Genomic DNA, 26,033 nt, shown 5'->3' on the forward strand with positions numbered 1-26,033 from the left:
GGGCCGACTCAACGCCCCGTGGGGTGTCGCGCTGGCCCCGGCGGACTTCGGTGCGCTCAGCGGCAAGCTGCTGGTCGGCAACTTCGCGGGCGCCGGACGCATCCTCGCCTTCGACGACGGCACCGGGGAGTTCGTGGACTATCTGCGGGACGAGGCGGGCGACCCGGTGGCGGTGGAGGGACTGTGGGGACTGCTGTTCGGCAACGGAGAGAGCCTGGGCGACGCCAACGCGCTGTACTTCGCCGCCGGCCCCGAGGACGAGAAGGACGGCCTCTTCGGCGCGCTCCGCGCAGCCAATTGACCGCACACAGCGTCGACAGGACAGGGGAGATGACACCTGGCATCGGATTGACCATCGGGACGACCGACGCGGTGGCCGCGACCCGGACCGATGATGCCGCGCCGGGGCGGACCGTGCGGCGTGCGGCATTCGCCGGCGAGGTCCCGGTTGGCGCCGCGGTGCGCTGCCTCCTCGACGAGGTCCGCACGAGCGATCCCGCGGTGCGCACTGCGGGGGTCGTGCTCACCTACCCGGCCGTCAGTACTGAGCACACGGTCGTCGCGTTGCGGGAGGCGTTGGACGCCGACGGTTTCGTGGATGTCGAACTCGTTGCCGAGCCGACTGCCGCGGTCGCCTGGCTCGCGGCCGACCGGGGGACGCTCGACGACGGGCTGGTCCTGGTGTACCACCTGGGTGGTTCGAGCCTGGACATCTGCCTGGTCGCTGTCGGGCCACACTGTGGGCACCATCCGATCGTCGGGCGACCGTTGCGCTCCACGCAGTTCGAAACCCAGCCGACCGGACAGTCGAGCGCGTCGGTCGATCTGATTCGCGATTGTCTTCAGGTCGCGGGCGCCGTCCCCGCTGATCTGCAGTACGTGTTGCTGACGGGCGGCGCGGCCGAGATCCCGCTTGCCGGGGGCCTGATCGCCGAGGAACTGAACGTGCGGGTGATCTGCGGCCCGGATCCTGCCGCGACCGCCGCTCGAGGCGCCGCGATCCTTGCGTCGCGATTCTCGGAGATCGCCACCACGGAGGTCCTCCGTGGCACACCACGCGGCGCTGCCGGGGTGTCGGTGCGGCGCAAGCGATGGCGGGCCGCCGTGGGGATAGCCGCCGTGGGGATGGCAGCCGTGGCGACCCTGGCCATCCCCGGGGTGGTGCTGAGCCGTGGGACGGTTCCGCCGTCGAAATCGGCCCCACCGGCGGCGAGTGCACCGGGCCGGCCGGACGTGACCCCTGAACGCCGGCCGGACTTGCCCCCAGCACCGCCGCAGGCCGGGAGCGTCGAGCCGGGCGCGGCGCCGACGGGTGCCCTCACAGCGGTCGGGTACCTCCCCGCCATCCCGCGGCAAGGTGCGGCGGATCCGATTGGGGCACTCGAACAGGACGGTGAGCGGCCGGTCCGCCGCGAGGTCGGACCGGTTCCCCGCGCCACCGTGACCCCCGCGGACCCGGTCTCGTGGCCCGCAATCGTCATCGCGCCGACCGCCCCCGCTCGCTCCACGGGGGTCCCGGAAAGTCCGTCGGCGCCTGATCCGGCGACGACACCCCCGGGCGATGACGAGCGCGATGGCCAGGGCGAGCCGCCGTCGCCGCCGGCGGCCCCACCCGAACCCGAGCCGGCCACATCACCGGGGGTTGAGCATCCCGATTCCGTACCGGCGGCGCCGCGAGAACCCGATCACGATGCAGGCTCGGGGGAGCACCCGCCTGGAGTCGGCTGACAGTGCCCGACCAACAACGAGGTCGGGGACGCACGGTGGCGTCCCCGACCTCGATTGCCGTAGAGCATTGGCCCAGCGTGATCGCCTACAGCGGAACGGGCGCGCCGTAGGTCATCGCGATATCGCCCGAGGCCGTCTCGACCCGGGCGTACGGCCGGAGCGTGACCTGTCCGAGGGCGCCGGAGATGCTGCCGTGCACTCCCGCGAGCCGGATCCTGGCACCGGTACCGTCGAACTCCTTCTCGCTGACCAGCGGGACATCGGTGATGCCACCGGGTTCGAGGTCGAAGACCAGATTCTGCTGCGGGATGATGTCGCCGACCAGCATGCCGCGGTTCTCGAAGCCCAGTTCGGTGACCTCACCGAGGATGATCCCGTTGGTTTGCTCGAGTTCGAAACCGAGGCCAGGCGTGTTCAGCTGGATCGTCGCACCGGTGAGCGCGACCGGGTAGCCGATCTGGTAGCCGAAGGACAGCTTGGTGCCCGTGAACTCCCCTGCGGTGGGGCCGTCGATGCTGACCTGCGCGTAGCCGTCGTGGAAGAACTCCCGGCTCAGCGGCGAACTGTCGAGGGGTGGCACGGCGGTGATGCGCGTGTCGCCCTGTGAGACTTCGACCCGATTGCCCTTGTAGTCGATGAGGCTGTTCGCATTGTTCACCACAGCGGCCGAAGTGCCGTTGCTCAGAACCATTCCCACGGCCGCGATGGCGGCGATCGCAGCCGCCCGACCAGGCCCGGTACCGCGACGGCCCCGAGGTCCACGAATTCTTGCCATGAATCCACATCCGTTCGGTCGAGTTTCCAACCGCGCACTCGCGGTGGGTTCAAATCAACACTGGTCCCCGATGCTTCTCGAACGCTAGTTGATGGCGCTGGATCCCGCGACTCTTTCGGCGGTGTGGCGGCAGGTGTTCACGCGCGGTTTCGGTTCGCGGTTTCCCAAGCCTTGTCGTACCTGTTGCCGCCGGGACGCTTGACGTCCTTGCTGCGGTAGACCACGTACGGTCGGCCGAGGTATCCGATCGGCGCGCTGAACACGTGCACCAGGCGGGTGTAGGGCCAGATCGCCAGGAGCGCCAGCACGGTCAGGCCGTGCAACTGGAAGCTGAGCGGGACGCCGACCATCAGATCCGGCTGCGGGTTCAGCGAGAACAGGCTCCGGAACCACGGGGACACGGTGGTGCGGTACTCGTACGTGCCGAGGATCAGGTTCTCGCCGAGGGTGTTGAACATCCCGGTCGCGATGACGGCGATGAACAGCACGTACATGATCTTGTCGCTGGTGCTGCTGGACTGACGCACGGCAGGCACGCTGATCCGCCGGTACACGAGGATGGCCAGCCCCACGACGGTGGCGATGCCAGCAGGTACGCCCAGTCCCACCGCGAGCAGGTGATAGGTGTGATCGGAGATGCCCAGCGCGCGTGTCCAGCTCGCCGGGATCAGCACACCGCCCACGTGGCCCGCGAGCACGGCGAGGATCCCGAAGTGGAACAGCGGGCTGCCGAGCCGCAGCAGCCGGCTCTCGTACATCTGGGACGAACGGGTGGTCCAGCCGAACTGGTCCTTGCGGTAGCGCCAGACGTGCCCCACCACGAAAGAGGTGAGGGCGATATAGGGCAGGGTCAGCCACATCAGCGTGGTCACCGTCGTTCTCCCATCTGGGGGTACTGATCGACCTGGGGGTTCAGGGCAGGGTCGAGCGCGTAGGTGTCGAGGCCGACCGCTTCCTCGGGCGGCCCCTCGGCTGCCATCTTGGCCACCTTCTGCCGGTCGTCGGTGTCGAGCTCCGGCAGGGTCGCGCACAGCGCGTCCAGGACGGGGGCGAAGGGGGAATCCGCGTCGCGCAGGGACAGTCGCAGCACCTCGACCACGGCCCGGTGTTCGACCAGCAGCCGCCACCCGCGCGCGGCATCGGTCGTCGCCGCGAACTCGAGGACGACGGGCAGGTAGTCGGGCAGCTCGTGGTCACCCAGCGTCACGCCGCCGTTGCGGTAGGCGTTCTTGAAGCGCAGCAGCGCCATTCCGCGATTGCGGGTGTCGCCGTACGCGTAGTAGGACAGGTGCAGGCTGCTGCGCCTGCGCAGGTCGAACGTCTCGACGTACAGCGAGGACAGCTCGATCCGGGGCGTGCGCTGCATGAAGTCCACGCACGACACGAGGTTCGTGCCGGCCGGCCCCGGTACCGTCTCGGCCGCCGCGCGCAGGTCGTCGAGCATCCCGAGGGTCTGCTCGGTCGGGTAGTCGAGCAGGAGTGCGGCGATCCGCCACACCACCCGCTGGTCCCGCTCGGACAGGGACGTCTCCGCCCCCGGCCGGAACCTGTTGGACACCTTGCGGCGCAATCCGAGCGCGACCATCAGGCGCCGTCCCTGTTCGAGGCCGCCGCGGCGGGGATCAGGCCCGCCGTGCTCTTGCCATCCCAGTTGAGCAGGTTGATCCGGCCGGACTTGTTCTCCGGTGCCGCATCGGAATTGGTGTCGACGACCTGCTCGGTGAGGTGGAACTTGTCGGCCATCACGTCGAACGCCGTCATACCCGGTCCACCGTCGCCCTCGAGGCTGCACCCGGTGGCGAGCGCATCGAGCCGGTGCGCGTCCGAGCCGGCCCCGTTCGGGATGACATAGCGGTCCTCGTACTTCGCGATCGCGAGCAGACGGTACATCGACTCGAGCTCGGTCTCGGTGAGTCGAACCGCGTTCGCGACCTCGGGTCGGGTCGGCTCGCCCAGGTTGACCTTCCGCATGTGCGCACGCATCGCCGCCAGGCGTTGCAGGGAGGCGCGCACGGGTCCGATCTCGCCTGCCGTGAAGAGTTCCGCGAGGTACTCGACAGGGATGCGGAGCGAGTCGATGGCGCCGAACAGGTTGTCGGCCTCCTCGCCGTCGTGCCCGGTATCCGAGAGGGCCTCGACCATCGGCGAGAGCGGCGGAATGTACCAGACCATCGGCATGGTGCGGTATTCCGGGTGCAGCGGCAGCGCCACCTGGTAGTCCACGATCAGCTTGTAGACCGGCGAGTTCTGCGCGGCCTCGATGAACTCGGCGGAGATGCCTGCCCGTTCCGCCTCGGCGATCACGCGCGGATCATGCGGGTTGAGGAACACACCGAGCTGCGACGGGTAGAGGTCCTTGTCGTCGGTGACCGACGCGGCCTCCAGCACCGCATCGGCGTCGTAGAGCATCACGCCGATGTACCGCAGCCGGCCGACGCAGGTCTCCGAACAGATCGTCGGGATGCCGACCTCGATCCGGGGATAGCAGAACGTGCACTTCTCGGCCTTGCCGGTCTTGTGGTTGAAGTAGATCTTCTTGTAGGGGCAGCCGGTGACGCACTGCCGCCAGCCGCGGCACTTGTCCTGGTCGACCAGGACGATGCCGTCCTCGGAGCGCTTGTAGATCGCGCCCGACGGGCACGACGCCGCGCAGGCCGGGTTCAGGCAGTGCTCGCAGATCCGTGGCAGATAGAACATGAAGGTCTGCTCGAACTCGAGCTTGACCTTGTCGGAGACCTTGGCCAGCAACGGGTCCTTGCCGACCTGCTCCGGTCCGCTGCCGAGATCGTCGTCCCAGTTGGCACCCCAGGTGACCTTGGTGTCCTCCCCGGTGAGCAGGGACTTCGGGCGAGCGACGGGAACCGTGTCCATGGCGGGCGAGGCCAGCAGGTTCTCGTAGTCGTAGGTCCACGGCTCGTAATAGTCCGAGACCGTCGGCAGGTCGGGGTTGGCGAAGATGTTGAGCAGGCGCTTGAGCCGGGAGCCGGTGCGCAGCGTCAGCTTGCCGCGCTTGTTGAGCGTCCAGCCACCCTTCCACTTCTCCTGGTCCTGGTACTGCCGCGGATAGCCCTGCCCCGGGCGGGTTTCCACGTTGTTGAACCACGCGTACTCGACGCCGCCGCGGTTGGTCCACGCCTGCTTGCAGGTGACGCTGCAGGTGTGGCAGCCGATGCACTTGTCCAGGTTCATGACCATGGCCATCTGCGCCATAACTCTCATCAGTACGTCACTTCCTGGTCGCGGCGGCGGATCGTGGTGACCTCGTCGCGCTGATTGCCGGTCGGGCCGTGGTAGTTCATCGCGAAGGACTGCTGGGCGTAGCCGCCGATCAGGTGCGAGGGTTTGATCATCAGCCGGGTCAGCGCGTTGTGGATTCCGCCGCGCTTGCCGGTGCGCTCGGTGCGCGGCACGTCCACCGCGCGGTCCTGCGCGTGGTACATGAACACGGTGCCCTCCGGCATCCGGTGGCTGACGATGGCGCGGGCGACGACGATGCCGTTCCGGTTGCTCGCCTCGATCCAGTCGTTGTCCGCCACACCGATCTTGGCGGCGTCCACGTCCGACATCCAGATGGACTGACCGCCGCGCGAGAGCGTGAGCATGTGCAGGTTGTCCTGGTATGCCGAGTGGATCGACCACTTCGAGTGCGGGGTGAGGTAGCGGACGGTGACGGTCCCGCCGACCCCGTTGCCGTGGGTTTCCCCGACCGCGGGCTCGCTGAACAGCGCCGTCATGTCCAGTGGTGGACGGAAGATCGGCAACTGCTCACCGAGTTCGGCCATCCAGTCGTGGTCGAGGTAGAAGTGCTGCCTGCCGGTGAGCGTGTGCCAGGGCTTGAGCCGCTCGGTGTTGATGGTGAACGGCGAGTAGCGCCTGCCGCCCGTCTCCGACCCCGACCACTCCGGCGAGGTGATCACCGGCACCGGGCGGGCCTGGGTGTCCGCGAACCGGATCCGGGTGCCCTCGTTCTCGGCGGCCAGGTCGACCAGCTCGGTCCCGGTGCGCTCCTGCAGGTGTTCGAATCCCTGGGTGGCGAGCCGGCCGTTGGTGGTGCCGGAGAGGGCGAGGATCGCCTCGCAGGCGTGCTTGTCCTTGGCCAGGGAGGGCCGTCCGGCCGCGACGCCGGTCTGGACCGTCCCGTTCACGCCGCGCAGGTACTCGACCTCCTCGGTCGGGTGCGTGGTGACACCCTTGGTCGTCAGTCCGAGCTCCTCGACCAGCGGACCGAGCGCACCGAGCTTCTCCGCGATCGCGGAGTAGTCCCGCTCGACGACCACGAGCTTCGGCATCGTCTTGCCCGGGATCGGCTCGCACTCACCGCGTTTCCAGTCCAGCACCCGCCCGCCCGGCTGGGCGGTGGCGTCGTTGGAATCGTGGGTCAGCGGCACCGCCACGATGTCGCGCCGGGTGCCGAGGTGCTTCTCGGCCAGCCAGCTGAAACCGCGGGCGATGCGATGGAACGCCTCGAAGTCGGTCTTGGTCTCCCAGGGCGGGGAGATCGCGGGGGAGAAGGCGTGCACGAACGGGTGCATGTCCGTGCTGGACAGGTCGTGCTTCTCGTACCAGGTGGCGGCGGGCAGCACGACATCGGAGAACAGCGTGGTGCTGGTCATCCGGAAATCCAGCGTGGTGAGCAGGTCGAGCTTGCCTGCGGGGGCCTCGTCCCGCCAGATCAGCTCCTCGGGCCGGATGCCCTCGGAGTCACGGGCATTGAGGTTCGAATCGGCGCCGAGCAGGTGCTTGAGGAAGTACTCGTTGCCCTTCGCGGACGAGCCGAGCAGGTTCGAGCGCCACACCGTCAGGCAGCGCGGGAAGTTCTCGGGGGCGTCCGGGTCCTCGACGGCGAACTGGAGATGGCCGGTCTTGAGCCCGTCCACCACGTGCTCCGCGGGATTCTTGCCCAGCCGGTCCGCCTCGTCCGCCAGGTCGAGGGGGTTCCGGTTGAAGGTCGGGTAGCTCGGCATCCAGCCGAGGCGGGTGGCGAGCGCGATGTTGTCCGCCGCCGTCCGCCCCGCGAACGAGCCGTTCGCCAGTGGCGAGGACATCACCTCGGCGGTGAACGGGTCGTAGCGCCACTGGTCGGTGGCCAGGTACCAGAAGATGGTGCCCTGCATCTGCCGGGCCGGCCGCGACCAGTCCGAGCCGAATGCGAGTGTCGCCCAACCGGTGACGGGGCGGCACTTCTCCTGTCCGACGTAGTGCGCCCAACCGCCGCCGTTGACGCCCTGGCAGCCGGTGAGCATGGTCAGGGTCAGGAAGGACCGGTAGATCTGGTCGGAGTGGAACCAGTGGTTGGTGCCCGCGCCCATCAGGATCATCGACCTGCCGCCGGACCGGTCGGCGTTGTCGGCGAACTCGCGGGCGACTCGCGCCGCGGCGGCCGCGGGCACGCCGGTGATGCCCTCCTGCCATGCCGGGGTGTACGGCTCCTCGGTGTCGTCGTAGCCGGTCGGCCAGTTGCCCGGCAGGTCCGGACGCCCGACGCCGTACTGGGCGAGCATCAGGTCGAAGACCGTGGTCACCCGCCTGCCCGCGACCATCCGGGTGGGCACGCCGCGACGCAGCACCCCGGGGGTGGAGGTGTCGTAGCGCGGGAAGTCCACGGCGACCGCGTTGGCCGCCATGTCCGGATCCTCGTGCATGGTCATCAGCGGGTCCACGCCGTGCAGGTCGAGGTTCCAGTGGCCCTTGCCGGATTCGGTGAACCGGTGGCCGAGGGAGCCACCGGGCACCACCGACTCGCCGGTCTCCGCGTTCAGCAGCACCGTCTTGTGCTCGGCACCCTCGGCGGTGTCACCGAGATCGGCTGCGGTGAGGAACTTTCCGGGCACGTACCCGTCGCCACGCTCGTCGAGCGTGATCAGGTACGGCAGGTCGGTGTACTTCTTGACGTAGTCGGTGAACCGTTCGGTGTCCTTCTCGACGAAGAACTCCTTGAGGATCACGTGACCCATCGCCATCGCGAGGGCGCCGTCGGTGCCCGGGCGCGCGGGCAGCCACTGGTCGGCGAACTTGGTGTTGTCGGCGTAGTCGGGCGAGACCACCACGACCTTCTGGCCGCGGTAGCGGGCCTCGGTCATGTAGTGCGCGTCCGGGGTTCGGGTGACCGGGACGTTCGAGCCCCACATGATCAGGTAGCCGGCGTCGAACCAGTCGGCCGATTCGGGCACGTCGGTCTGATCGCCGAACACCTGCGGCGAGGCCTCGGGAAGGTCGGCGTACCAGTCGTAGAAGGACAGCATCGCGCCGCCGATCAGCGAGATGAACCGGGTGCCGACCGCGTGGCTGACCATCGACATGGCCGGGATCGGCGAGAAGCCGGCGACGCGGTCCGGACCGAACTTCTTGATGGTGTGCACGTGCGCGGCCGCGACGATCTCGGCGGCCTCCCACCACTCGGATCGGACGAACCCGCCCTTGCCGCGGGCGGACTTGTAACGCCTGGACTTCTCGGGGTCGGATGCGATGTCCTCCCACGCGAGGACGGGATCCTTGAGCCGTTCCTTCGCCTCCCGGTACATCTCGAGGAGCACGCCGCGCACGTACGGGTAGCGGACCCGTGCGGGCGAGTAGGTGTACCAGGAGAACGAGGCGCCGCGGGGGCAGCCGCGCGGCTCGTACTCCGGCTTGTCCGGGCCGATCGAGGGGTAGTCGGTCTGCTGGGCCTCCCAGGTGATGATCCCGTCCTTGACGTAGATCTTCCAGGAACAGGACCCGGTGCAGTTCACACCGTGGGTCGACCGGACCACCTTGTCGTAGGACATCCGGTCGCGGTAGAAGTCGTCCGACGAACGGCCACCGATCTGGTAGAGCGTGCGCAGGTCCTCGGACGCCTCGCCGCGCTGGAAGTGCTTGCCGAACTTGAGCAGGGAATCCGCGAGATCTGTTCCCGCGACACCGGTTGCGGTTCCGGGTTTGGTTGAGCTTGGCATTGGTACCTCTCCGAGGATCTCTCGGGGCCTGATCGCTGGCGGGCCCCACGTGTTGAGCTGCGTCTGATGTGCCCGGTGCCTAGATGTCCACCATCACCATTCCGTTGACGATCCGAGCCGCGTAGGTCTGCGCCGCGCCGACTCCCTCCGATGTGCACGCCCCCGTGTCGAAGGAGAATGCGTACTGGTGCAGCGGGCACATCACGACGCCGCCGTCGATCTGGCCGTCGGCGAGCGGGCCGCCCTTGTGCGGGCAGACCGCATCCATTGCACGAACTGTTCCGTCCGACAACAGGAACACCGCCAGCTGGAGGCCACCGATCACATAGGCGCGGCCCTCGCCCGGGGTCAGGTCGGTCACCGCGCCGAGCGTCGTCGGCGTCGCGCCCGCAAGGGACTTCGGCGAGCGGATCGCGGTCATCGGACCGGCACCTGGGGGAGCGGGAGCAGCGGAAGGGACGGCACGAACTGCGCCGGCGACTTCGGCTCGGTGCGTTCCTGCCACGGGTCGCGGTAGCCCGCGACCGCGATCGCCATGCGCTCGTCCAACCCGGCCACGGCCCCCTCCTCGTCGCGGACCAGTATGGCCTGTAAGTGTTCCAGGCCCACCCGTGGAACCCAGGTATATGTTCGTTCCAGCCACTTCGCGTCCTCGCGGTAGTACTGGATGAAGCGGCCGGCCAACTCGAGCACCGCACCGGCCGACTCGACCGTCGCGAGCAGATCGCCCTTGCGGATGTGTGCGCCCGCCGCACCTCCGACGTAGATCTCCCACCGGTCGTCGCCGACCGACACCACGCCGAAGTCCTTGCACAGCGCCTCGGAACAGTTGCGCGGGCAGCCCGCGACCGCCAGCTTGAGCTTGGCCGGCGTCTCGAGGCCCTGGAACCGATCCTCGAGCGCGATGCCCAACGCGGTCGAATCGCCGAGACCGTACCGGCAGAAGTCGCTGCCGACACAGGTCTTCACGGTGCGCATGCTCTTGCCGTAGGCGTAGCCCGACGGCATGTCCAGATCCCCCCAGACCTTCGGCAGATCCTCCTTGCGGATGCCGAGCAGGTCGATGCGCTGCCCGCCGGTCACCTTGACCAGTGGCACCTGGTACTTGTCGGCGACGTCGGCGATACGCCGCAACTGGTCCGGGGTGGTGACCCCGCCCTTCATCTGTGGCACCACCGAGAAGGTGCCGTCCCGCTGGATGTTCGCGTGGACCCGGTCGTTGATGAACAGTGCACCGCGCTCGTCGACCCAGTCCGGTCCCCAGATGGTGCGCAGCAGCGAGGCCAGCGGCATCTTGGCGCCCGCGTCCTCCGCGCCGTCGACGGCGAGCGCGGCGAACACCTGGGAGACCGCGCGCAGGTCCTGTTCGCGGATCGCGGCGATCAACTCGGCCTTGGTCATCGGGATGCAGGGGACGTACCAGTCGGCGGACGGGTCCGGTACCAGCGCACCGCCTGCGGCGCAGGCGACGATATCGGCCACGAGGCCCTTGCACGAGCCACAGCCCTTGCCCGCCCTGGTCTTCGCGATGACCTCGCCGAGCGAGGACGCGCCCGCGTGTACGCAGGACACGATGTCGCCCTTGCTGACCCCGTTGCAGTTGCAGACCTGGGTGTCGTCCGGCAGGTCGGCCGCGCTGGACCCCGCGCCGCCGTCGGCGAGATCGAACAGCAGGCTCAGCCTGTCCTTGGGAAGGTCGATCTTGCCGTCGAAGGCCTGGGTGAGCATCCCGGCCTTGCCGACCTCGCCCATCAGGGTCGCGCCGATGAGTTTGCCGTCGCGGACCACGACGTTCTTGTAGGTGCCGTTGCGAGAGTCGTAGAACTGCAGGAACTCGTCGTCCTCGAGTTCGGGGCCCTTGACGCCCATCGCCGCGACGTCGACGCCCGCCACCTTCAGCTTGGTGGTGGACCGCGAACCCTCATAGGCGGCTTCGGGATTCGATCCGGTCAGGTGTTCGGCCAGCACGACGGCCTGTTCCCAGACCGGGGCGACCAGTCCGTAGAGCTCGCCGCGGTGCTGAGCGCACTCGCCGACCGCGTAGATCGAACCCTCGTCCTCGCAGCGCATCTGGTCGTCGACGACGATGCCCCGCTCGATCACCAGTCCGCCGGCGCGGGCGAGTTCGGTGTTCGGCCGGATGCCTGCGGTGACGACGACCATGTCCGCGTCGAGGGAGCTGCCATCGGTGAACGAGACGCCGGTGACCCGTCCCTGCTCGTCCCGCAGCACCGCATCGGTGCGGACCGAGGTGTGCACGCCCACGCCCAGCGCCTCGATCTTGGCGCGCAGCACGGATCCGCCGCGCTCGTCGAGCTGCTGGTTCATCAGGTGACCTGGGGAGTGCACGACGTTCACCGTCAGACCCTGGGTGCGCAGTCCGTAGGCCGCCTCGAGTCCGAGCAGGCCGCCGCCGATGACCACGGCGGAGACGTCGTCGCCGGCCTGCGCCATCTGCAGCATGCCGTTCGTGTCGGCGATGGTCCGGAATCCGAAGACGCCGCGCGCGAGCCTGCCGTCGGACTCGCGCAGGCCGTCCATGTTCGGGAAGAACGTGTTGCTGCCGGTCGCCACGATCAGCACGTCGTAGCCGACCTCGCGGTCGCTCTCGCAGGTGACGGTCTTGGCGAAGCGGTCCAGCCGGACGGCCCGGTCGCCTGCGTAGAGGGTCACACCGTTCTCGCGGTACCAGCTCATCGGGTTGAGGATCAGGTCCTCGTCCTCGGTGGAGGACTCGCCCGCCAGCACGTGCGAGAGCATGATCCGGTTGTAGTTGCCGTACGGCTCGTCGCCGATCATCGTGATGTCGAACTGGTCGGAGCCGCCCCTGGCGAGGATTTCCTCCACCGTGCGGGCGCCGGCCATCCCGTTGCCGATCACAACCAGTCGTCGCATCAGATCACCACCTGTCCGAGGTCCGTGACGGCCTCGCCGGTGTGCCTGTCCACGCTGTGAAGGAACCGCCGTGTGCTCGCCATGGAATCGAGGGTGCTGCGCTCCGGTGACGAAGTGGCTGCGCAGAGGTTACGTGGGAATCAGGAAGAACTCACCGGTCGTACTGGACGCATGTCAGGACCGCGATGCGCTCAGCCGAAGCGGGCGACGATCGTATCGGCGATCCGGTCGGGCGCGTCCTCCTGGATGTAGTGCTTGGCCCTCGGCAGTTCGATGAGGACGTGGTCGGGGAAGGCGGCCTGCATTCGCGGCAGGTTGAGGCGGGGCGGGAAGGCGAAGTCCTTCATGCCCCAGACGAGCAGCGCCGGCTTGGATCCGAGCAGGGCGGGCACCTCCCGTGCGAGCCGCTGCAAGAGCGGCGCGGCGGCGCGGATCTGCCTGGGCATCTCTGCGATGCCCCGGCGTGCCTCTGGTGACGGCTGTACGAGTCGATAGTGGTCCATCTCCCTCGGCGAGAGATGTCTCGCGGTGCCGTTCGGCACCAGCCGTTCGACGAAGAAGTTCTTCTCGAGGATCGCCCGCTGCATCCGCCGGGTCGACATCACCCGGCTGAACGTCTTCATCCGCAGGGCGTCCGTCGGCCAGAACCACGTGTTGCCCAGCACCACACCCCGGATTCGGTCGGCGCGGGCGACGTCCACGGCCATGCTGATCGGACCGCCCCAATCCTGGCCCACGGTCACGAGGTTCTCGAGGCGCAGGTGGTCGACCAGTTCACCCACCACGTGGGAGTGCTCCTCGATCGTGTACCCGAATCCCGGCGGGCGGTCCGACAATCCGAACCCGAGGTAGTCGACCGCGACGCATCGGAACCGGTCCCGCAGTCCGATGACGATGCGTCGGTACAGGAAGCTCCACGTCGGGTTGCCGTGGAAGAACAGCATCGGCGGGCCCGTTCCCTCGTCGATGTAGTGCACCCGGCCGGCCGAACTGTCGAACCACCGGGACTCGAACGGATACAGCGCGGGATCGGGGGTGAACTCGATCTTCATGACCGCTCCTCGGTCGAGGGACACCCCGGGCCCGACCCGACAGCGCGCAGGTGGATCGGCCGGGTCCGTGGTTCCATGCTCCGCTCGACGGTCGCGGGTCACAAGGCTGCGATCGGGCGGTATCGGCCCCGCTAACCGGGGCCGAAACTGCCGAAAGGCGCCACGAGAGGGGAGATGAACGTCACAGTCCGCCGAAGCTGCCCGGTCCGCGCCTGCGCAGATAGCGTTCGAACTCGGCCGCGATGGCGTCGCCGTCGATCTTGGAGATCACCTCGGAGATGTCGACCTCCGCGTCGCCGCGCTCCTCCAGCGAGCGCACGTACTCGGTGATCTCCTCGTCGTCCTTGGTCATCTCGGTGACCGACTGCTCCCATTCCTCCGCCTGCGCGGGCAGCTCGCCGAGCGGCACCTCCACGTCGAGCACCTCCTCCACCCGCTGCAGGAGCGCGACGGTGGCCTTCGGGTTCGGCGGCTGCGACACGTAGTGGGGGACGGCGGCCCAGAACGAGATCGCCGGGACCCCGGCCTTGACGCATTCGTCCTGGAGCACCCCGGTGATCCCGGTCGGTCCCTCGTAGCGGGTCTGTTCCAGGTTGAACCGCTCGGCCGACTCCGTGCTGTACGCGGTCCCGGTGACCGGCACGGGACGGGTGTGCGGGGTGTCGGCGAGGAGGGCGCCGAGAATGACCACGGTGGTGACCCCGAGGTCCTCGATGATCTCGAGGAGGTCGTCGCAGAAACTCCGCCAGCGCATGTTCGGTTCGATGCCGCGCAGGATCAGCACGTCCCGTTCGCTACCGGGGGGCGAGCAGACCGACACCCGGGTGGCGGGCCATTCGATCTCGCGGGTGACGCCGTCGACCTGACGGACCGTCGGACGATTGACCTGGTAGTCGTAGTAGTCCTCGGAGTCGAGCTCGGCCAGCGGCCGCGCGTCCCAGATGAGTTCCAGGTGCTCGACGGCGCCGCTGGCGGCGTCGCCCGCGTCGTTCCACCCCTCGAAGGCGGCGACGAGGATCGGGTCACGCAGCGCGGGCGCGTCGTGCTCGGACGTGACTTCGGGTTCGAGTGGACTCACCCAACCAGCCTACGACCAGGGTCCTTCAGGGGGCCCACTACTCTGGACGGCATGTCTGCCCCATTTCACTCCGCCCTGTTGGATGCGCTCTCGCGGCGCGTTGTCATCGGCGACGGTGCGATGGGAACCATGCTGCAGGCCGCGGACCTCACCCTCGACGATTTCCTCGGCCTCGAGGGCTGCAACGAGATCCTGAACGAAACCCGCCCCGACGTGCTCGCGGACATCCACCGGGCCTACTTCGAGGCGGGCGCCGACGCCGTCGAGACCAACACCTTCGGATGCAACCTGCCCAACCTCGCCGACTACGACATCTCGCACCGCATCCGCGATCTGTCCGAGCGCGGCACCCGGATCGCGCGCGAGGTCGCCGACGAGATGGGACCCGGCCGGGACGGCATGGCGCGGTTCGTGCTCGGCTCGATGGGGCCCGGCACCAAGCTGCCCACCCTCGGGCACGCACCGTTCGCGGTGCTGCGCGACGCGTACACCGAATCCGCGCTCGGCATGATCGAAGCCGGCGCCGACGCCATCCTGGTCGAGACCTGCCAGGACCTGCTCCAGGTCAAGGCCGCGATCATCGGCAGCCAGCACGCCATGGAGAAGCTCGGTCGCCGGGTCCCGATCATCACCCACGTCACCGTCGAGACCACCGGCACGATGTTGCTCGGCAGCGAGATCGGCGCCGCGCTCACCGCGCTCGAACCCCTCGGCATCGACATGATCGGCCTCAACTGCGCCACCGGACCCGCCGAGATGAGCGAGCACCTGCGGCACCTGTCCAAGCACTCGACGCTGCCGGTGTCGGTGATGCCGAACGCCGGACTGCCGGTGCTGGGCGCGAAGGGCGCCGAATACCCGCTCACCGCACCGGAACTCGCGGAGGCGCTGAGCGGCTTCGTCTCGGAGTTCGGCCTCGGGATGGTCGGCGGCTGCTGCGGCACCACACCCGAGCACATCAGTCAGGTCGCCGAGGCGGTGCGCGCGGTCGAGAAGGCCACCCGCAATCCCGTCCCCGAGCCCGGCACGTCCTCGCTGTACGCGGCCGTACCCTTCGAGCAGGACGCCAGCATCCTGGTGATCGGCGAGCGCACGAACTCCAACGGGTCCAAGGCCTTCCGCGAGGCGATGATCTCCGGCGACTTCGACAAGTGCATCGACATCGCGAAGGACCAGACCCGCGACGGCGCGCACATGCTCGACCTGAACGTCGACTACGTCGGCCGCGACGGCGCCGTCGACATGACCGAGCTCGCGAGCAGGCTCGCGACCTCGTCGACCCTGCCGATCATGATCGACTCCACCGAGCCGGACGTGATCCGCGCCGGCCTCGAGCATCTCGGCGGCAGGTCCGCGGTCAACTCCGTGAACTACGAGGACGGCACCGGGCCCGATTCGCGGTTCCAGAAGATCATGCGACTGGTCAAGGAGCACGGCGCCGCCGTCGTCGCGCTGACCATCGACGAGGAGGGACAGGCCCGCACCGCGGAACACAAGGTGCGGATCGCCGAGCGGCTGATCGAGGACATCACGGTCAACTGGGGCCTCGACGAGTCAGACATCATCATCGACGCGCTCACCTTCCCGATCTCCACCGGTCAGGAGGAGGTGCGCAAGGACGGCATCGAGACGATCGAGGCGATCCGTCAGCTGAAGGCGGCCCACCCCCGCATCCACTTCACCCTCGGCATCTCGAACATCTCGTTCGGCCTCAACGCCGCCGCCAGGCAGGTGCTCAACTCGGTCTTCCTGCACGAGTGCACGGAGGCGGGCCTGGACACCGCGATCGTGCACGCCTCCAAGATCCTGCCGATGGCACGGATCCCGGAGGAGCAGCGACAGGTCGCGCTCGACCTCGTCTACGACCGCCGGAGCGAGGGCTACGACCCGCTGCAGAAGCTGATGGAGCTGTTCGAGGGCGTGTCCGCGGCCTCGGCCCGCGAGACCCGGGCGCAGGAGCTCGCCGGCCTCCCGCTGTTCGAGCGGCTCGAGCGGCGCATCGTCGACGGCGAGCGCAACGGCCTCGAGGCCGACCTCGACGAGGCGATGACCGAGAAGCCCCCGCTGGTGATCATCAACGACACGCTCCTGAACGGCATGAAGACCGTCGGCGAGCTGTTCGGTTCCGGACAGATGCAGCTGCCGTTCGTGCTGCAGTCCGCCGAGGTGATGAAGGCGGCCGTCGCGTACCTCGAGCCGCACATGGAGGCCACCGACGAGGACGGCAAGGGCCGGATCGTGCTGGCCACCGTCAAGGGCGACGTGCACGACATCGGCAAGAACCTGGTCGACATCATCCTCAGCAACAACGGCTACGAGGTGGTCAACCTCGGCATCAAGCAGCCGATCGCGACCATTCTCGACGCGGCCATCGACAAGAAGGCCGACGTGATCGGGATGTCCGGGCTGCTGGTGAAGTCGACGGTGGTCATGAAGGAGAACCTCCAGGAGCTCAACGCCAAGGGGGTCTCCGAGCAGTTCCCGGTGCTCCTCGGCGGCGCCGCGCTGACCCGGACCTACGTCGAGAACGACCTGGCCGACATCTACGAGGGCGAGGTGTCGTACGCCCGGGACGCATTCGAGGGCCTGCGGCTGATGGACACGATCATGACCACCAAGCGCGGCGGCGGACCCGATCCGGACAGCCCGGAGGCCCTCGCCGCGAAGGAGAAGGCCGCCGAGCGCAAGGCGCGGCACGAGCGGTCGAAGCGAATCGCCGAGGCGCGCAAGGCCGCCGAGGTCCCCGTCGTCGTGCCGGAACGATCCGACGTCGCCACCGACATCGGTGTCCCGGCGCCGCCCTTCTGGGGCAACCGCATCGTCAGGGGAATCTCGCTGGCGGACTACTCCGGCCTGCTGGACGAGCGAGCGCTGTTCCTGGGGCAGTGGGGTCTGCGCGGTCAGCGCGCCGGCGACGGCCCCACCTACGAGGAGCTGGTGGAGACCGAGGGCAGGCCGCGACTGCGCTACTGGCTGGACCGGCTGAGCACCGACGGGATCCTCGCGCACGCCGCGGTGGTGTACGGCTACTTCCCGGCGGTCTCCGAGGGCGACGACGTGATCGTGCTGACCGAGCCGGCTCCCGATGCGCCGGAACGGTTCCGGTTCACGTTCCCGCGCCAGCACCGGGACCGGTTCCTGTGCATCGCCGACTTCGTGCGTTCGCGCGAGGAGGCGCGTCGCACCGGGCAGGTCGACGTGCTGCCGATGAACCTGGTGACGATGGGGCAGCCGATCGCGGACTTCGCCAACGAACTGTTCGCGGCGAACTCGTACCGGGACTACCTCGAGGTGCACGGCATCGGGGTCCAGCTCACCGAGGCACTCGCCGAGTACTGGCACCGTCGCGTCCGCGAGGAACTGGTGCTGGCGGGTGGGCACAACCTCGCCGAGCAGGACCCGGACAACGTCGAGGAGTTCTTCAAGCTCGGCTACCGCGGCGCTCGCTACTCGTTCGGTTACGGAGCCTGCCCCGACCTCGAGGACCGGGCCAAGATGGTGGCGCTGCTCGAACCGGAGCGGATCGGCGTGACCCTGTCCGAGGAGCTGCAGCTGCATCCCGAGCAGTCGACCGACGCGTTCGTGCTGCACCACCCCGAGGCCAAGTACTTCAATGTCTGAGGCCTCGCTGTTCGAGGCTTCGACGTCGGTACGGGGTCCCGACCTCAAGGCCGTGCTCTGGGACATGGACGGCACGTTGCTCGACTCTGAGAAGCTCTGGGACGTCGCGATGCACGAGCTCGCGGCCGAACTCGGCGGCGTGATGACGCCGAGCACCCGGCACTCGATCATCGGGGCGTCGGGTCCGGATGCGCTGGCCGCGATCTTCGCGGCGCTCGAACTCGATCCGACGCCGGCCGCGATCGCCGAGGCCGCGTCATGGGTGAACGGCCGTGTCACCGAACTGTTCTCGCTCGGTATCCCGTGGCGGCCGGGTGCGCGCGAGGCGCTGGGCGCGGTGCGGGGGAGTGGGCTGCGCACCGCGCTGGTGACCAATACCGAACGAGTGCTGGCCGAGCAGGCCCTGGACACGTTGGGGCGCGAGCACTTCGACGTGACCGTCTGTGGCGACGAGGTTCCGCGGGGCAAGCCGCAACCCGATCCGTACCTGCGCGCGGCGGAACTGCTCGGCATCGCCCCCGAGCACTGCCTGGCCGTCGAGGACTCGCCGACCGGGTCGGCGGCGGCGGAGGCGGCCGGCTGTGCGGTCCTGGTGGTGCCGTGTGAGGTCGCGGTGGAGACCGGGCCGCGGCGGGTGCATCGCGCGAGCCTCGAGGGCATCGGGGAGTCCGGGTTCGTCTCGGCGTGGCGGGCCGTGCACGTCTGAGCGGCTCACTTTGTGCACCCGGACGCTGCTGTCATATGGGCCGCGAACGTGGGTTGTGGCGGGGCGGTGGGGAGCACCGGTTCGCCCGTGAAAGAATCGTGACCCGTGAAGACCTTCGATTCGCTGTTCGCCGAGCTGACCGACCGTGCCGCCACCCGTCCCGAGGGCTCCGGCACCGTGGCCGCGTTGGACGCGGGCGTCCATGCGCAGGGCAAGAAGGTGCTCGAGGAGGCGGGCGAGGTGTGGATCGCCGCCGAGCACGAGAGTGACGAGTCGCTGTCCGAGGAGATCTCCCAGCTGCTCTATTGGGTGCAGGTGCTGATGGTCGGCCGTGGACTCAAGCTCGAGGACGTCTACCGACATCTGTGAGTCGCGTTCCGCACCGACTCCGCACGTCCTCTGGCCACTCTCTCGCCACTTCCGGAAGGAACACACCATGCTGCGCGTCGCAGTACCCAACAAGGGCTCGCTGTCCGAGTCCGCCGCCGAGATCCTCGACGAGGCCGGTTACCGCCGCCGCACCGATTCTCGTGACCTGACCGTCCTCGACCCGTCGAACCAGGTCGAGTTCTTCTTCCTTCGTCCCAAGGACATCGCGATCTACGTCGGGTCGGGCGAGCTCGACCTCGGCATCACCGGCCGCGACCTCGCGCTGGACTCCGGGGCGCCGGTCTCCGAGCGGCTGTCGCTCGGCTTCGGTCGCTCGAGCTTCCGCTATGCGGCCCCCGCGGGCAAGGACTGGTCGCCCGCCGACCTGGCCGGCCTGCGGATCGCCACCTCGTACCCGAACCTGGTCCGCAGGGACCTCGATGCCCGCGGCATCGACGCGACCGTCATCCGTCTCGACGGCGCGGTGGAGATCTCCATCCAGCTCGGTGTCGCGGACGCCATCGCCGACGTCGTGGGTTCCGGCCGCACGCTGCGTCAGCACAACCTGGTGGCCTTCGGCGAATCCCTCTGCGACTCCGAGGGCGTGCTGATCCAACGGGACGGCGCCGACGGCTCCGACAAGGCGCGCAACCAGCTGGTCGCCCGCGTGGAGGGCGTGGTGCGCGCGCAGCAGTACGTGATGCTGGACTACGACTGCCCGCGTTCTCAGCTCGACGAGGCCATGCGGATCACCCCGGGACTCGAGTCGCCGACGATCGCCCCGCTGGCGGACGAGAGTTGGGTCGCGGTCCGCTCGATGGTGCCGCGCAAGGTGAGCAACGACGTGATGGACCAGCTCGCCGAGATCGGCGCGAAGGCGATCCTGGCCACCGACATCCGGACCTGCCGGGCCTTCTGACGCGCCGGTCTCTGCATCGGGGAACCTCGAACGGCCCCGGTCACACCCAAGGTGTGACCGGGGCCGTTCGGTTCCACGGTCAGTGCAGTCGGCGCTCGTGCAGTTCGCGGTCGAACGCCGGGATGGGCCGGCCGTCGCGGAGGATCGTCGCGAGGGCGGGATCGGCCAGGTGCAGTCGTCCGATGGCGACCAGGTCGAACTCCTCGTCCTCGAGCCGGCGCAGGAGCCCGTCGAGATCGGCGGGTCCCGGGGTGCCGGCATCACGAAGTGACCTGTCGAGCCCGACGCTGCCCACGGCCATGCTGATCGCGCCGGTGAGCTTCTTCGCCCAGCCGGCCAGGGTCAGCTCGCTGCCCTCGAACGCGGGGGCGTCGAACCGGCGGATGCTCGCGTCGAGCACGTCCACACCGGCCTCGACGAGCGCGTTCAGTACGACGGCGAGTTCGTCGGGGGTGTTCGCGATACGTGCCCCGTAGTCCTGTTGCTTGTGCTGCGAGAACCGGTAGAAGATCGGTAGGTCGGGACCAATCTCACGCCGGATCGCGCGGACCACCTCGACCGGGAACTGCGTGCGCCGACGCAGGTCGCCGCCCCAGCTGTCGTTTCGCCTGTTGGTCGACTCCCACAGGAAGGCGTCCAGCAGGTAACCGTGCCCGGCGTGGATCGCGATCCCGTCGAACCCGACGTCGACCGCGTTGCGCGCCGACCGCACATACGCGGCGATGACCTCCGCGATGTCGCACTCGGTCATCGGCGGGGTGGGGGCGCTCGCCCGCGCGAGGTAGTCCTCCGGATAGACGGTCTTGCCGACCTGGCCCCACAGCCCGGAGGGGCGCATCGGCGTCAGTGCCGGATCCACCGCGCTCATCGCACCCCACAGCGGGCCGACGTGCCAGAGCTGGGGGATGATCCGGCCGCCGGCCGCGTGCACGTCGTCGACCACGGTGCGCCACCCCGCCAGGGCCGATTCACCGTGCAGGCGGGGGACTCTGGGGCTGTCGACGGCCGTCGGGTGGTCGATCGCCACGCCCTCGGTGATCAGCAGCCCGGTGCCGCCCTCGGCGCGCCTGCGGTAATAGGCGGCTACGTCGGGGCCGGGCACCCCGGCAGGCGAGTGTTCTCTTGTCATGGGGGACATGACGATTCGGTTCGGCAGCGCCAGCGACCGGACCTGCAGCGGGGTGAAGAGCGGGTTCACAGCGACTGCAGGTAGTCGAAGAAGCCCTCGGTCACGTCCTCGCGCAGGCGGGTGAGCTTCCGGTAACTGATCAGCCAGCGGCCGTCCACCTTCCGGTACTCCTCGTGGTAGTGCCCGTAGCCGTGGAGATGCTCCTCGTGGTCGCCGTTGGTCCACCACAGCTTGTCCTCCATCGCCCAGATCCCGCGGGCGGTCTCGTCGGAGGTCAGCTCGATCTCCGGGGTGTGACCGTGGTGCACGGTGGTCACCGCGGTCGGCCCGCCGAGCAGGGTGCTGATCGCGCGGGTCAGGTTGTCCTTGCCCACGACGCGGTTCGAGGTGCCCTCGGTCTGCGGCTGCTTGTCACCCGGCAGGCCGCCCCACGTCTCGGAGACCACGTCGTCGGTGTGCAGTGTCGGGTAGACGTCCCACTGCTTGTTGTCCATGCATCGCAGGCGCGCCGCGAAGGTGCGCTTGATCTGCTCGATCGCCAGGAGTTGTTCGGGAACGGTCAGGGTGAGCTCGGATTTCATGGCAACACGCTGTCAGCGGTACGTCGCGCGGGCAATTCTTCCTTCCGATGAGCGGACTGAGGCCAGGTCAGGGCCGGGGACCGGTCACGTCCGCAATGGCGTCGCTCCGGTGAGGTCGAAGTAGTGCGCGATGGCCGCTGCCGCCATCCGCACGGGTGCCGCGTGCCGTTGGTCGAACTTCAACCGGTTCATCGGCCCGCTGACCGACAGGCCGACCTCCGCACCGCCCAGGGAGCCGACACGCGCACCGATGCAACCGAACCCGGCGGCGCAGGTGCCGAACGAGACACCGGTCCTGCGCGGGGCCTCCCGCTCGTCGCCGCCGTCGGGCGCCGCCCGGCCGGGGTGTGGAGCGGCCGCGAGCAGCGCCTTGCCTATCGTCGACGATCGCGCGGGGATTCGCGCCCCGACCCGCGTCTGCAGATGGGGTGCCGCCGCACCGCCGACCTTCTCGAGGTAGAGCACGTCCTTGCCGTCGAGGATGCCGAGATGGACGACGTGCCCCGTCACCAGATGCAGTTCGCGCAGAAGCGGTGTCACCACTCGGTCGACACTGCCCCGGTACAGCGACAGGGCCCCGAGTTCGGCGAGGGTGTCGCCGAGTTCGTACTCGACACCCCTGCGGCGGAGCCACCCCATCCGGACCAGGTGATCGAGCATCCGGAGCGTGCTCGTCCGGGGTATGCCGGTTCGGCGGGACAACTCCGTCAGACTGAGCCGTGACGCGCCGCGAAAGCTGTCCAGGATCAGGGCCAGCCGATCGAGCCCGGAGGTCGGCAGGCTCGTTCTCGAGCTGTCTCCGACGGACATGCGCATCTCCTCCCGTGCGACCTCGCGGCTGCGCCCGCCCACGTACCTCCGGGCGGGCGCAGGCACCGTCATCTCACAGCGAGGCGAGGCGCGACGCCAGGGGTGCGTCCGCTCAGTGGGATGTTTCAGACCACCTGGTCTATTCTGATCCCGGGGGGGAATCTGACGGCGCGCCAAGGGTTTCGGCTGCCAGCCGCCTCTCGCAATGATCCTGATCACATCTACAAAGCCGGGCTGACATCTCGAATGCGCCAGGCAGCGAAAGGACCACTGTGGACATCGGGGAATCCGACGAGGTTCGCATCATCGAGGAGGGCACCGCCCCCACCCGCTTCGCTCGGGGGTGGCATTGCCTGGGGCTGCTGGCGGAGTTCCGGGACGGCGCACCGCATTCCGTCGAGGCGTTCGGGACCAAGCTCGTGGTGTTCGCCGACAGCAAGGGTGACATCAAGATCCTCGATGCCTACTGCCGGCACATGGGCGGCGACCTGAGCCAGGGCACCGTCAAGGGCGACTCGATCGCCTGCCCGTTCCACGACTGGCGCTGGGGCGGCAACGGAATGTGCACCGCCATCCCCTATGCCCGCCGGGTTCCGCCGCTGGCCCGCACCCGCACCTGGAGGACCATGGAGCAGGACGAGCTGCTGTTCGTGTGGAACGACCCGGAGGGCAACCCGCCGCCGCCGGAGGTCGCGATCCCCGCCGCGCGGTCCGAGGATGCCGAGTGGACCGAGTGGCAATGGATGTCGATCGTCATCGACACCAACTGCCGCGAGATCATCGACAACGTCGTCGACATGGCGCACTTCTTCTACGTGCACTACTCGTTCCCGACGTACTTCAGGAACATCTTCGAGGGCCATGTCGCCATCCAGGAACAGGCGGGCGTGGGTCGCGAGGACATCATGGGGTGGACCGATCCCGACGTGCCGAAGCTGCTCGGACACCGCTCGATCGCCGCCTATCACGGGCCGTCGTTCATGATCGACGACCTCGTCTACCACACCGACAAGTACGACGTCGAGTCCGTCCTGATCAATTGCCACTACCCGATCTCGCCGGACAGGTTCGTGCTCATGTACGGCATCTCCGTGAAGAAGACCGAACAGATCCCGGCCGATCTCACCGACCAGGTGGTGGACCTGATGATCGCCTACATCGGCATCGGCTTCGAGCAGGACATCGAGATCTGGAAGAACAAGACCCGGATCGACAACCCCCTTCTGACCACCGAGGACGGACCGGTCTACCAGCTGCGCCGCTGGTATGAGCAGTTCTACGTCGACGTCGCCGACATCAACCCGGACATGGTGGACCGCTTCGAGTTCGAGCTCGACACCACCAAGCCGGTCGAGGCGTGGAAGCAGGAGGTCGCCGACAACCTGGCCCGATACGCCGGTGCGGAGTTGTCGGTCTGATGCGGCACGTCGACTGTGCGCGGTGCGGGGTCGAGGTCCTCGCCGAGAAGAACAGCTGGCAGCACACCAGTGTCCAGTGGAACACTGCTCACCCGGAAACCGTCTGTCACGAGTACCGGGACGATCCGTCGTTGACGGTGCGTGGCGCACGCGTGGGGCGCTGCTCCGCACTGCGCGAGTCGATCGCCACGGCCGCCGTTGACGGTCGTGTCCCCGTCTCCGAGTGACCGCCGGACGGGTAGGCCACGCGCCGAGGTGCGAGGCCTAGCCGTCTCGCCTGCTAGCGGGCCCGGACCTGCACCGTCTGGTTGATCCGGCCGACGGGACCGGTCTCGTCGTGCAGCACGCCCGCGCACATGCCGACGCCGTCCGGACCGTAGGAGGTCTCCGCCGAGATGCCGACCCATTCGCCCTCCGGCACCCGGAACAGGTGCACGGTCAGGTCGGTGTTCAGGTAGGTCCACTCATCCGGGTGCAGCTTGGCGCCGACACCGTTGGCCACGTCCGCGACGGTGAAGAGCCGCTGGACGGGGGTGAGCGGTTCGCCCTCCACCAGAGCGGGATTCGGTCGCGCCCAGACCTGGCCGGGGCCCTCGCAACCGATCTCCGCCAGCCACTGCCAGTCCAGGGTCGCGACGAACCCGCTACCCCAGAAACGACCCTCCATCTCGATCGTGTGCGACTCCGACAGCGGAGCGAGCGCTGGATCCGCCGCGTGTTGGACCGGGGTGGTGTCCGCGGTCTGCATGCGCCACCCGGTGCCGCGGGCGACCGCGCGCTTGGTTCCGTCGGGGCCGGCGGCCCACAGCTCCGCCACCACGAGCTCGACCCGCTTGCCGGGCCGCTCCACCCACGAGCGCACCTCGATCTCGCTCAGCGGCACCGGGCCGAGGATCTCGATCACGACGCGGGTCAGCCGCGTGTCGTCGCGCTGCTCGCACCGTTCGAGCGCCCGGACCAGCAGAGCCGAGGGGGGAGCGCCGTGCTGCATGGTGTCCGCCCAGGTGCTCACGGTCAGCTCGGTGGTGGCGAAGCGCTCGACACCGTCCTCCGCGGATTCCAGCGGGACGTAGTAGGCCTGATCACTCACTCGACGATCTCCTCGAACTTCTGCACTTCGTCAGCCGGGCTCTCCGGCCACCCCGGATACGGCGGCGGCGTGCCGCCGAACGCGGGGCAGCGCACCTTATGATCGCACCAGCTGCACAGCCGCCCCGGATTCGGTCGGAAGTCCCCGGTTGCCCCGGCGGCGAGAATGGCCTTCCAGATCGCGGACAGCGTCCGTTCGAAGCGCAGCAGCTCTGCCTCGTCCGGCGCGTAGGTCAGGATCTCGGCGTCCGCCAGGTAGATCAACCGCAGCTGCGCCGGCACGATTCCTCGGGTGCGCAGGAGCACGAGCGCATAGAACTTCATCTGGAACAGCGCCTTGGACTCGCTCATCTCCCGGGGCGCCCGGCCGGTCTTGTAGTCGACCACCCGGAGGTGCCCGTTGGGGGCGACGTCGATGCGGTCAACGAAGCCGCGCAGCACGACGCCGTTGTCCAGTTCGGTCTCCACCCGCAACTCGCACGACTCGGGACTGAACCGGGTGGGGTCCTCGAGCCGGTAGTAGCCCTCGATCAGCGCGCGTGCCTCCGCCAGGAACGCGGCCCGCTCCCCGGTGGGGACGGTGTCGGCGATCTCGGGGGCTTCCGTGAGCAGTTGCTCCCAGGCAGGGTCTACCAGGGACACCGCGCGGGCGGGGACCCGCTCGGGGGCGGGCAGCGTGTACAGCGACTCCAGCGCCGCGTGCACCACGGTCCCCTTGAGTTGAGCCTTCGACGGCACCTCCGGGATCCGATCGACCGCACGGAAGCGATACAGCAGCGGGCACTGCTTGAAGTCGCCCGCGCGGGAGGGGGACAGGGCCGGCCGTGAGCGCGGTCGCACGGTCCCCGCGTCGGCGGCGTCGGGGGACTCGGCAGGGGGCGTCGACACGGGAAGGCTCACACCTGGCAGGGTATGCGGCGGGTCCGACACC

At 68.6% G+C, this 26,033-nt stretch carries 22 protein-coding genes; 8 read left to right on the forward strand and 14 right to left on the reverse strand.

Annotated elements, in window-relative coordinates; all coding sequences use genetic code 11:
* Together ACFQS9_RS17825 and ACFQS9_RS17830 are read left to right on the forward strand one after the other, a co-directional pair.
* On the forward strand, nucleotides 1-301 hold a 301-nt coding region (locus ACFQS9_RS17825; protein ID WP_378407080.1), incomplete at its 5' end, for a TIGR03118 family protein.
* Between the two features lie 29 nt (nucleotides 302-330).
* Nucleotides 331-1,728 (forward strand): hypothetical protein, encoded by a 1,398-nt coding sequence (locus tag ACFQS9_RS17830; protein ID WP_378407082.1) that lies wholly within the window; start codon nucleotides 331-333, stop codon nucleotides 1,726-1,728.
* Between the two features lie 85 nt (nucleotides 1,729-1,813).
* Here the strand turns inward: ACFQS9_RS17830 and ACFQS9_RS17835 are convergent, their stop codons facing one another.
* From ACFQS9_RS17835 to ACFQS9_RS17875, 9 genes are all read right to left on the reverse strand, one after another.
* The gene (locus tag ACFQS9_RS17835; RefSeq protein ID WP_378407494.1) at nucleotides 1,814-2,419 is read right to left on the reverse strand and encodes an MspA family porin; all 606 of its coding nucleotides are present in this window, start codon (nucleotides 2,417-2,419) and stop codon (nucleotides 1,814-1,816) included.
* 221 nt (nucleotides 2,420-2,640) lie between these two features.
* A complete protein-coding gene (gene narI, locus ACFQS9_RS17840) occupies nucleotides 2,641-3,375 on the reverse strand; it encodes a respiratory nitrate reductase subunit gamma (RefSeq protein ID WP_378407084.1) in 735 nt (244 codons plus the stop codon).
* On the reverse strand, nucleotides 3,372-4,088 hold the full coding sequence (gene narJ / locus ACFQS9_RS17845) for a nitrate reductase molybdenum cofactor assembly chaperone (protein WP_378407085.1): 717 nt from the start codon (nucleotides 4,086-4,088) through the stop codon (nucleotides 3,372-3,374). Before narJ ends, narI begins: the two co-directional genes overlap by 4 nt.
* Nucleotides 4,088-5,713, reverse strand: coding sequence for a nitrate reductase subunit beta (gene narH / locus ACFQS9_RS17850; RefSeq protein ID WP_378407496.1), 1,626 nt, complete (start codon nucleotides 5,711-5,713; stop codon nucleotides 4,088-4,090). Before narH ends, narJ begins: the two co-directional genes overlap by 1 nt.
* Nucleotides 5,714-5,721: 8 nt before the next feature.
* On the reverse strand, nucleotides 5,722-9,435 hold the full coding sequence (locus ACFQS9_RS17855) for a nitrate reductase subunit alpha (protein WP_378407087.1): 3,714 nt from the start codon (nucleotides 9,433-9,435) through the stop codon (nucleotides 5,722-5,724).
* 79 nt (nucleotides 9,436-9,514) lie between these two features.
* On the reverse strand, nucleotides 9,515-9,856 hold the full coding sequence (locus ACFQS9_RS17860) for a Rieske (2Fe-2S) protein (protein ID WP_378407089.1): 342 nt from the start codon (nucleotides 9,854-9,856) through the stop codon (nucleotides 9,515-9,517).
* Nucleotides 9,853-12,330 carry a nitrite reductase large subunit NirB gene (nirB, locus tag ACFQS9_RS17865; protein ID WP_378407091.1) on the reverse strand — a complete coding sequence of 826 codons (2,478 nt, stop codon included), beginning with the start codon at nucleotides 12,328-12,330 and terminating at the stop codon, nucleotides 9,853-9,855. The genes ACFQS9_RS17860 and nirB overlap by 4 nt, the downstream gene beginning before the upstream one ends.
* Before the next feature lie 191 nt (nucleotides 12,331-12,521).
* Nucleotides 12,522-13,382: a haloalkane dehalogenase gene (locus ACFQS9_RS17870; RefSeq protein ID WP_378407093.1), complete on the reverse strand. Its 861-nt coding sequence runs from the start codon at nucleotides 13,380-13,382 to the stop codon at nucleotides 12,522-12,524.
* A 181-nt stretch (nucleotides 13,383-13,563) separates the two neighbouring features.
* On the reverse strand, nucleotides 13,564-14,460 hold the full coding sequence (locus ACFQS9_RS17875; protein WP_378407095.1) for a PAC2 family protein: 897 nt from the start codon (nucleotides 14,458-14,460) through the stop codon (nucleotides 13,564-13,566).
* Between the two features lie 51 nt (nucleotides 14,461-14,511).
* On the opposite strand from ACFQS9_RS17875, the gene metH reads away from it, so the two are divergent.
* The 4 genes from metH to hisG all read left to right on the forward strand — a co-directional run bounded on the left by metH (nucleotide 14,512) and on the right by hisG (nucleotide 20,075).
* Nucleotides 14,512-18,081, forward strand: a complete 3,570-nt coding sequence (gene metH, locus ACFQS9_RS17880; protein WP_378407097.1) for a methionine synthase — start codon at nucleotides 14,512-14,514, stop codon at nucleotides 18,079-18,081.
* Entirely contained in the window at nucleotides 18,074-18,787 is a 714-nt protein-coding gene (locus ACFQS9_RS17885) for an HAD family hydrolase (protein ID WP_378407099.1), read from the forward strand. Before metH ends, ACFQS9_RS17885 begins: the two co-directional genes overlap by 8 nt.
* A gap of 105 nt (nucleotides 18,788-18,892) precedes the next feature.
* Nucleotides 18,893-19,156 carry a phosphoribosyl-ATP diphosphatase gene (locus tag ACFQS9_RS17890; RefSeq protein ID WP_027501839.1) on the forward strand — a complete coding sequence of 88 codons (264 nt, stop codon included), beginning with the start codon at nucleotides 18,893-18,895 and terminating at the stop codon, nucleotides 19,154-19,156.
* A 67-nt stretch (nucleotides 19,157-19,223) separates the two neighbouring features.
* On the forward strand, nucleotides 19,224-20,075 hold the full coding sequence (hisG, locus tag ACFQS9_RS17895; protein WP_378407101.1) for an ATP phosphoribosyltransferase: 852 nt from the start codon (nucleotides 19,224-19,226) through the stop codon (nucleotides 20,073-20,075).
* A gap of 79 nt (nucleotides 20,076-20,154) precedes the next feature.
* Here hisG and ACFQS9_RS17900 read toward each other — a convergent pair whose 3' ends face one another.
* From ACFQS9_RS17900 to ACFQS9_RS17910, 3 genes are all read right to left on the reverse strand, one after another.
* On the reverse strand, nucleotides 20,155-21,213 hold the full coding sequence (locus ACFQS9_RS17900) for an oxidoreductase (RefSeq protein ID WP_378407498.1): 1,059 nt from the start codon (nucleotides 21,211-21,213) through the stop codon (nucleotides 20,155-20,157).
* A 56-nt stretch (nucleotides 21,214-21,269) separates the two neighbouring features.
* Nucleotides 21,270-21,785, reverse strand: coding sequence for a nuclear transport factor 2 family protein (locus ACFQS9_RS17905; protein WP_378407103.1), 516 nt, complete (start codon nucleotides 21,783-21,785; stop codon nucleotides 21,270-21,272).
* 84 nt (nucleotides 21,786-21,869) lie between these two features.
* A complete protein-coding gene (locus tag ACFQS9_RS17910) occupies nucleotides 21,870-22,595 on the reverse strand; it encodes an IclR family transcriptional regulator (RefSeq protein WP_378407105.1) in 726 nt (241 codons plus the stop codon).
* 272 nt (nucleotides 22,596-22,867) lie between these two features.
* Between ACFQS9_RS17910 and ACFQS9_RS17915 the strand changes: the two genes are divergently transcribed.
* Complete coding sequence (locus tag ACFQS9_RS17915; protein WP_378407108.1) at nucleotides 22,868-24,013, forward strand: Rieske 2Fe-2S domain-containing protein; 1,146 nt, start codon at nucleotides 22,868-22,870, stop codon at nucleotides 24,011-24,013.
* Nucleotides 24,013-24,240, forward strand: coding sequence for a hypothetical protein (locus tag ACFQS9_RS17920; RefSeq protein ID WP_378407110.1), 228 nt, complete (start codon nucleotides 24,013-24,015; stop codon nucleotides 24,238-24,240). The genes ACFQS9_RS17915 and ACFQS9_RS17920 overlap by 1 nt, the downstream gene beginning before the upstream one ends.
* Nucleotides 24,241-24,293: 53 nt before the next feature.
* Here the strand turns inward: ACFQS9_RS17920 and ACFQS9_RS17925 are convergent, their stop codons facing one another.
* The gene (locus ACFQS9_RS17925; RefSeq protein WP_378407112.1) at nucleotides 24,294-25,103 is read right to left on the reverse strand and encodes a thioesterase family protein; all 810 of its coding nucleotides are present in this window, start codon (nucleotides 25,101-25,103) and stop codon (nucleotides 24,294-24,296) included.
* Nucleotides 25,100-25,990: a RecB family exonuclease gene (locus ACFQS9_RS17930; protein ID WP_378407500.1), complete on the reverse strand. Its 891-nt coding sequence runs from the start codon at nucleotides 25,988-25,990 to the stop codon at nucleotides 25,100-25,102. The genes ACFQS9_RS17925 and ACFQS9_RS17930 overlap by 4 nt, the downstream gene beginning before the upstream one ends.
* Nucleotides 25,991-26,033: the final 43 nt, after the last annotated feature.

Origin of the sequence: Rhodococcus daqingensis (assembly GCF_042665615.1) — a bacterium.
Taxonomy (GTDB): Bacteria; Actinomycetota; Actinomycetes; order Mycobacteriales; family Mycobacteriaceae; genus Rhodococcus_G; species Rhodococcus_G daqingensis.

Coding starts and splice junctions, on each gene's coding strand:
- ACFQS9_RS17830 (WP_378407082.1), top strand. CDS start 331: ATGACACCTGGCATCGGATTGACCATCGGGACGACCGACGCGGTGGCC.
- ACFQS9_RS17835 (WP_378407494.1), bottom strand. CDS start 2,419: ATGGTTCTGAGCAACGGCACTTCGGCCGCTGTGGTGAACAATGCGAAC.
- narJ (WP_378407085.1), bottom strand. CDS start 4,088: ATGGTCGCGCTCGGATTGCGCCGCAAGGTGTCCAACAGGTTCCGGCCG.
- narH (WP_378407496.1), bottom strand. CDS start 5,713: ATGGCGCAGATGGCCATGGTCATGAACCTGGACAAGTGCATCGGCTGC.
- ACFQS9_RS17855 (WP_378407087.1), bottom strand. CDS start 9,435: ATGCCAAGCTCAACCAAACCCGGAACCGCAACCGGTGTCGCGGGAACA.
- ACFQS9_RS17860 (WP_378407089.1), bottom strand. CDS start 9,856: ATGACCGCGATCCGCTCGCCGAAGTCCCTTGCGGGCGCGACGCCGACG.
- nirB (WP_378407091.1), bottom strand. CDS start 12,330: ATGCGACGACTGGTTGTGATCGGCAACGGGATGGCCGGCGCCCGCACG.
- ACFQS9_RS17870 (WP_378407093.1), bottom strand. CDS start 13,382: ATGAAGATCGAGTTCACCCCCGATCCCGCGCTGTATCCGTTCGAGTCC.
- metH (WP_378407097.1), top strand. CDS start 14,512: ATGTCTGCCCCATTTCACTCCGCCCTGTTGGATGCGCTCTCGCGGCGC.
- ACFQS9_RS17885 (WP_378407099.1), top strand. CDS start 18,074: ATGTCTGAGGCCTCGCTGTTCGAGGCTTCGACGTCGGTACGGGGTCCC.
- hisG (WP_378407101.1), top strand. CDS start 19,224: ATGCTGCGCGTCGCAGTACCCAACAAGGGCTCGCTGTCCGAGTCCGCC.
- ACFQS9_RS17900 (WP_378407498.1), bottom strand. CDS start 21,213: ATGTCCCCCATGACAAGAGAACACTCGCCTGCCGGGGTGCCCGGCCCC.
- ACFQS9_RS17905 (WP_378407103.1), bottom strand. CDS start 21,785: ATGAAATCCGAGCTCACCCTGACCGTTCCCGAACAACTCCTGGCGATC.
- ACFQS9_RS17910 (WP_378407105.1), bottom strand. CDS start 22,595: ATGTCCGTCGGAGACAGCTCGAGAACGAGCCTGCCGACCTCCGGGCTC.
- ACFQS9_RS17920 (WP_378407110.1), top strand. CDS start 24,013: ATGCGGCACGTCGACTGTGCGCGGTGCGGGGTCGAGGTCCTCGCCGAG.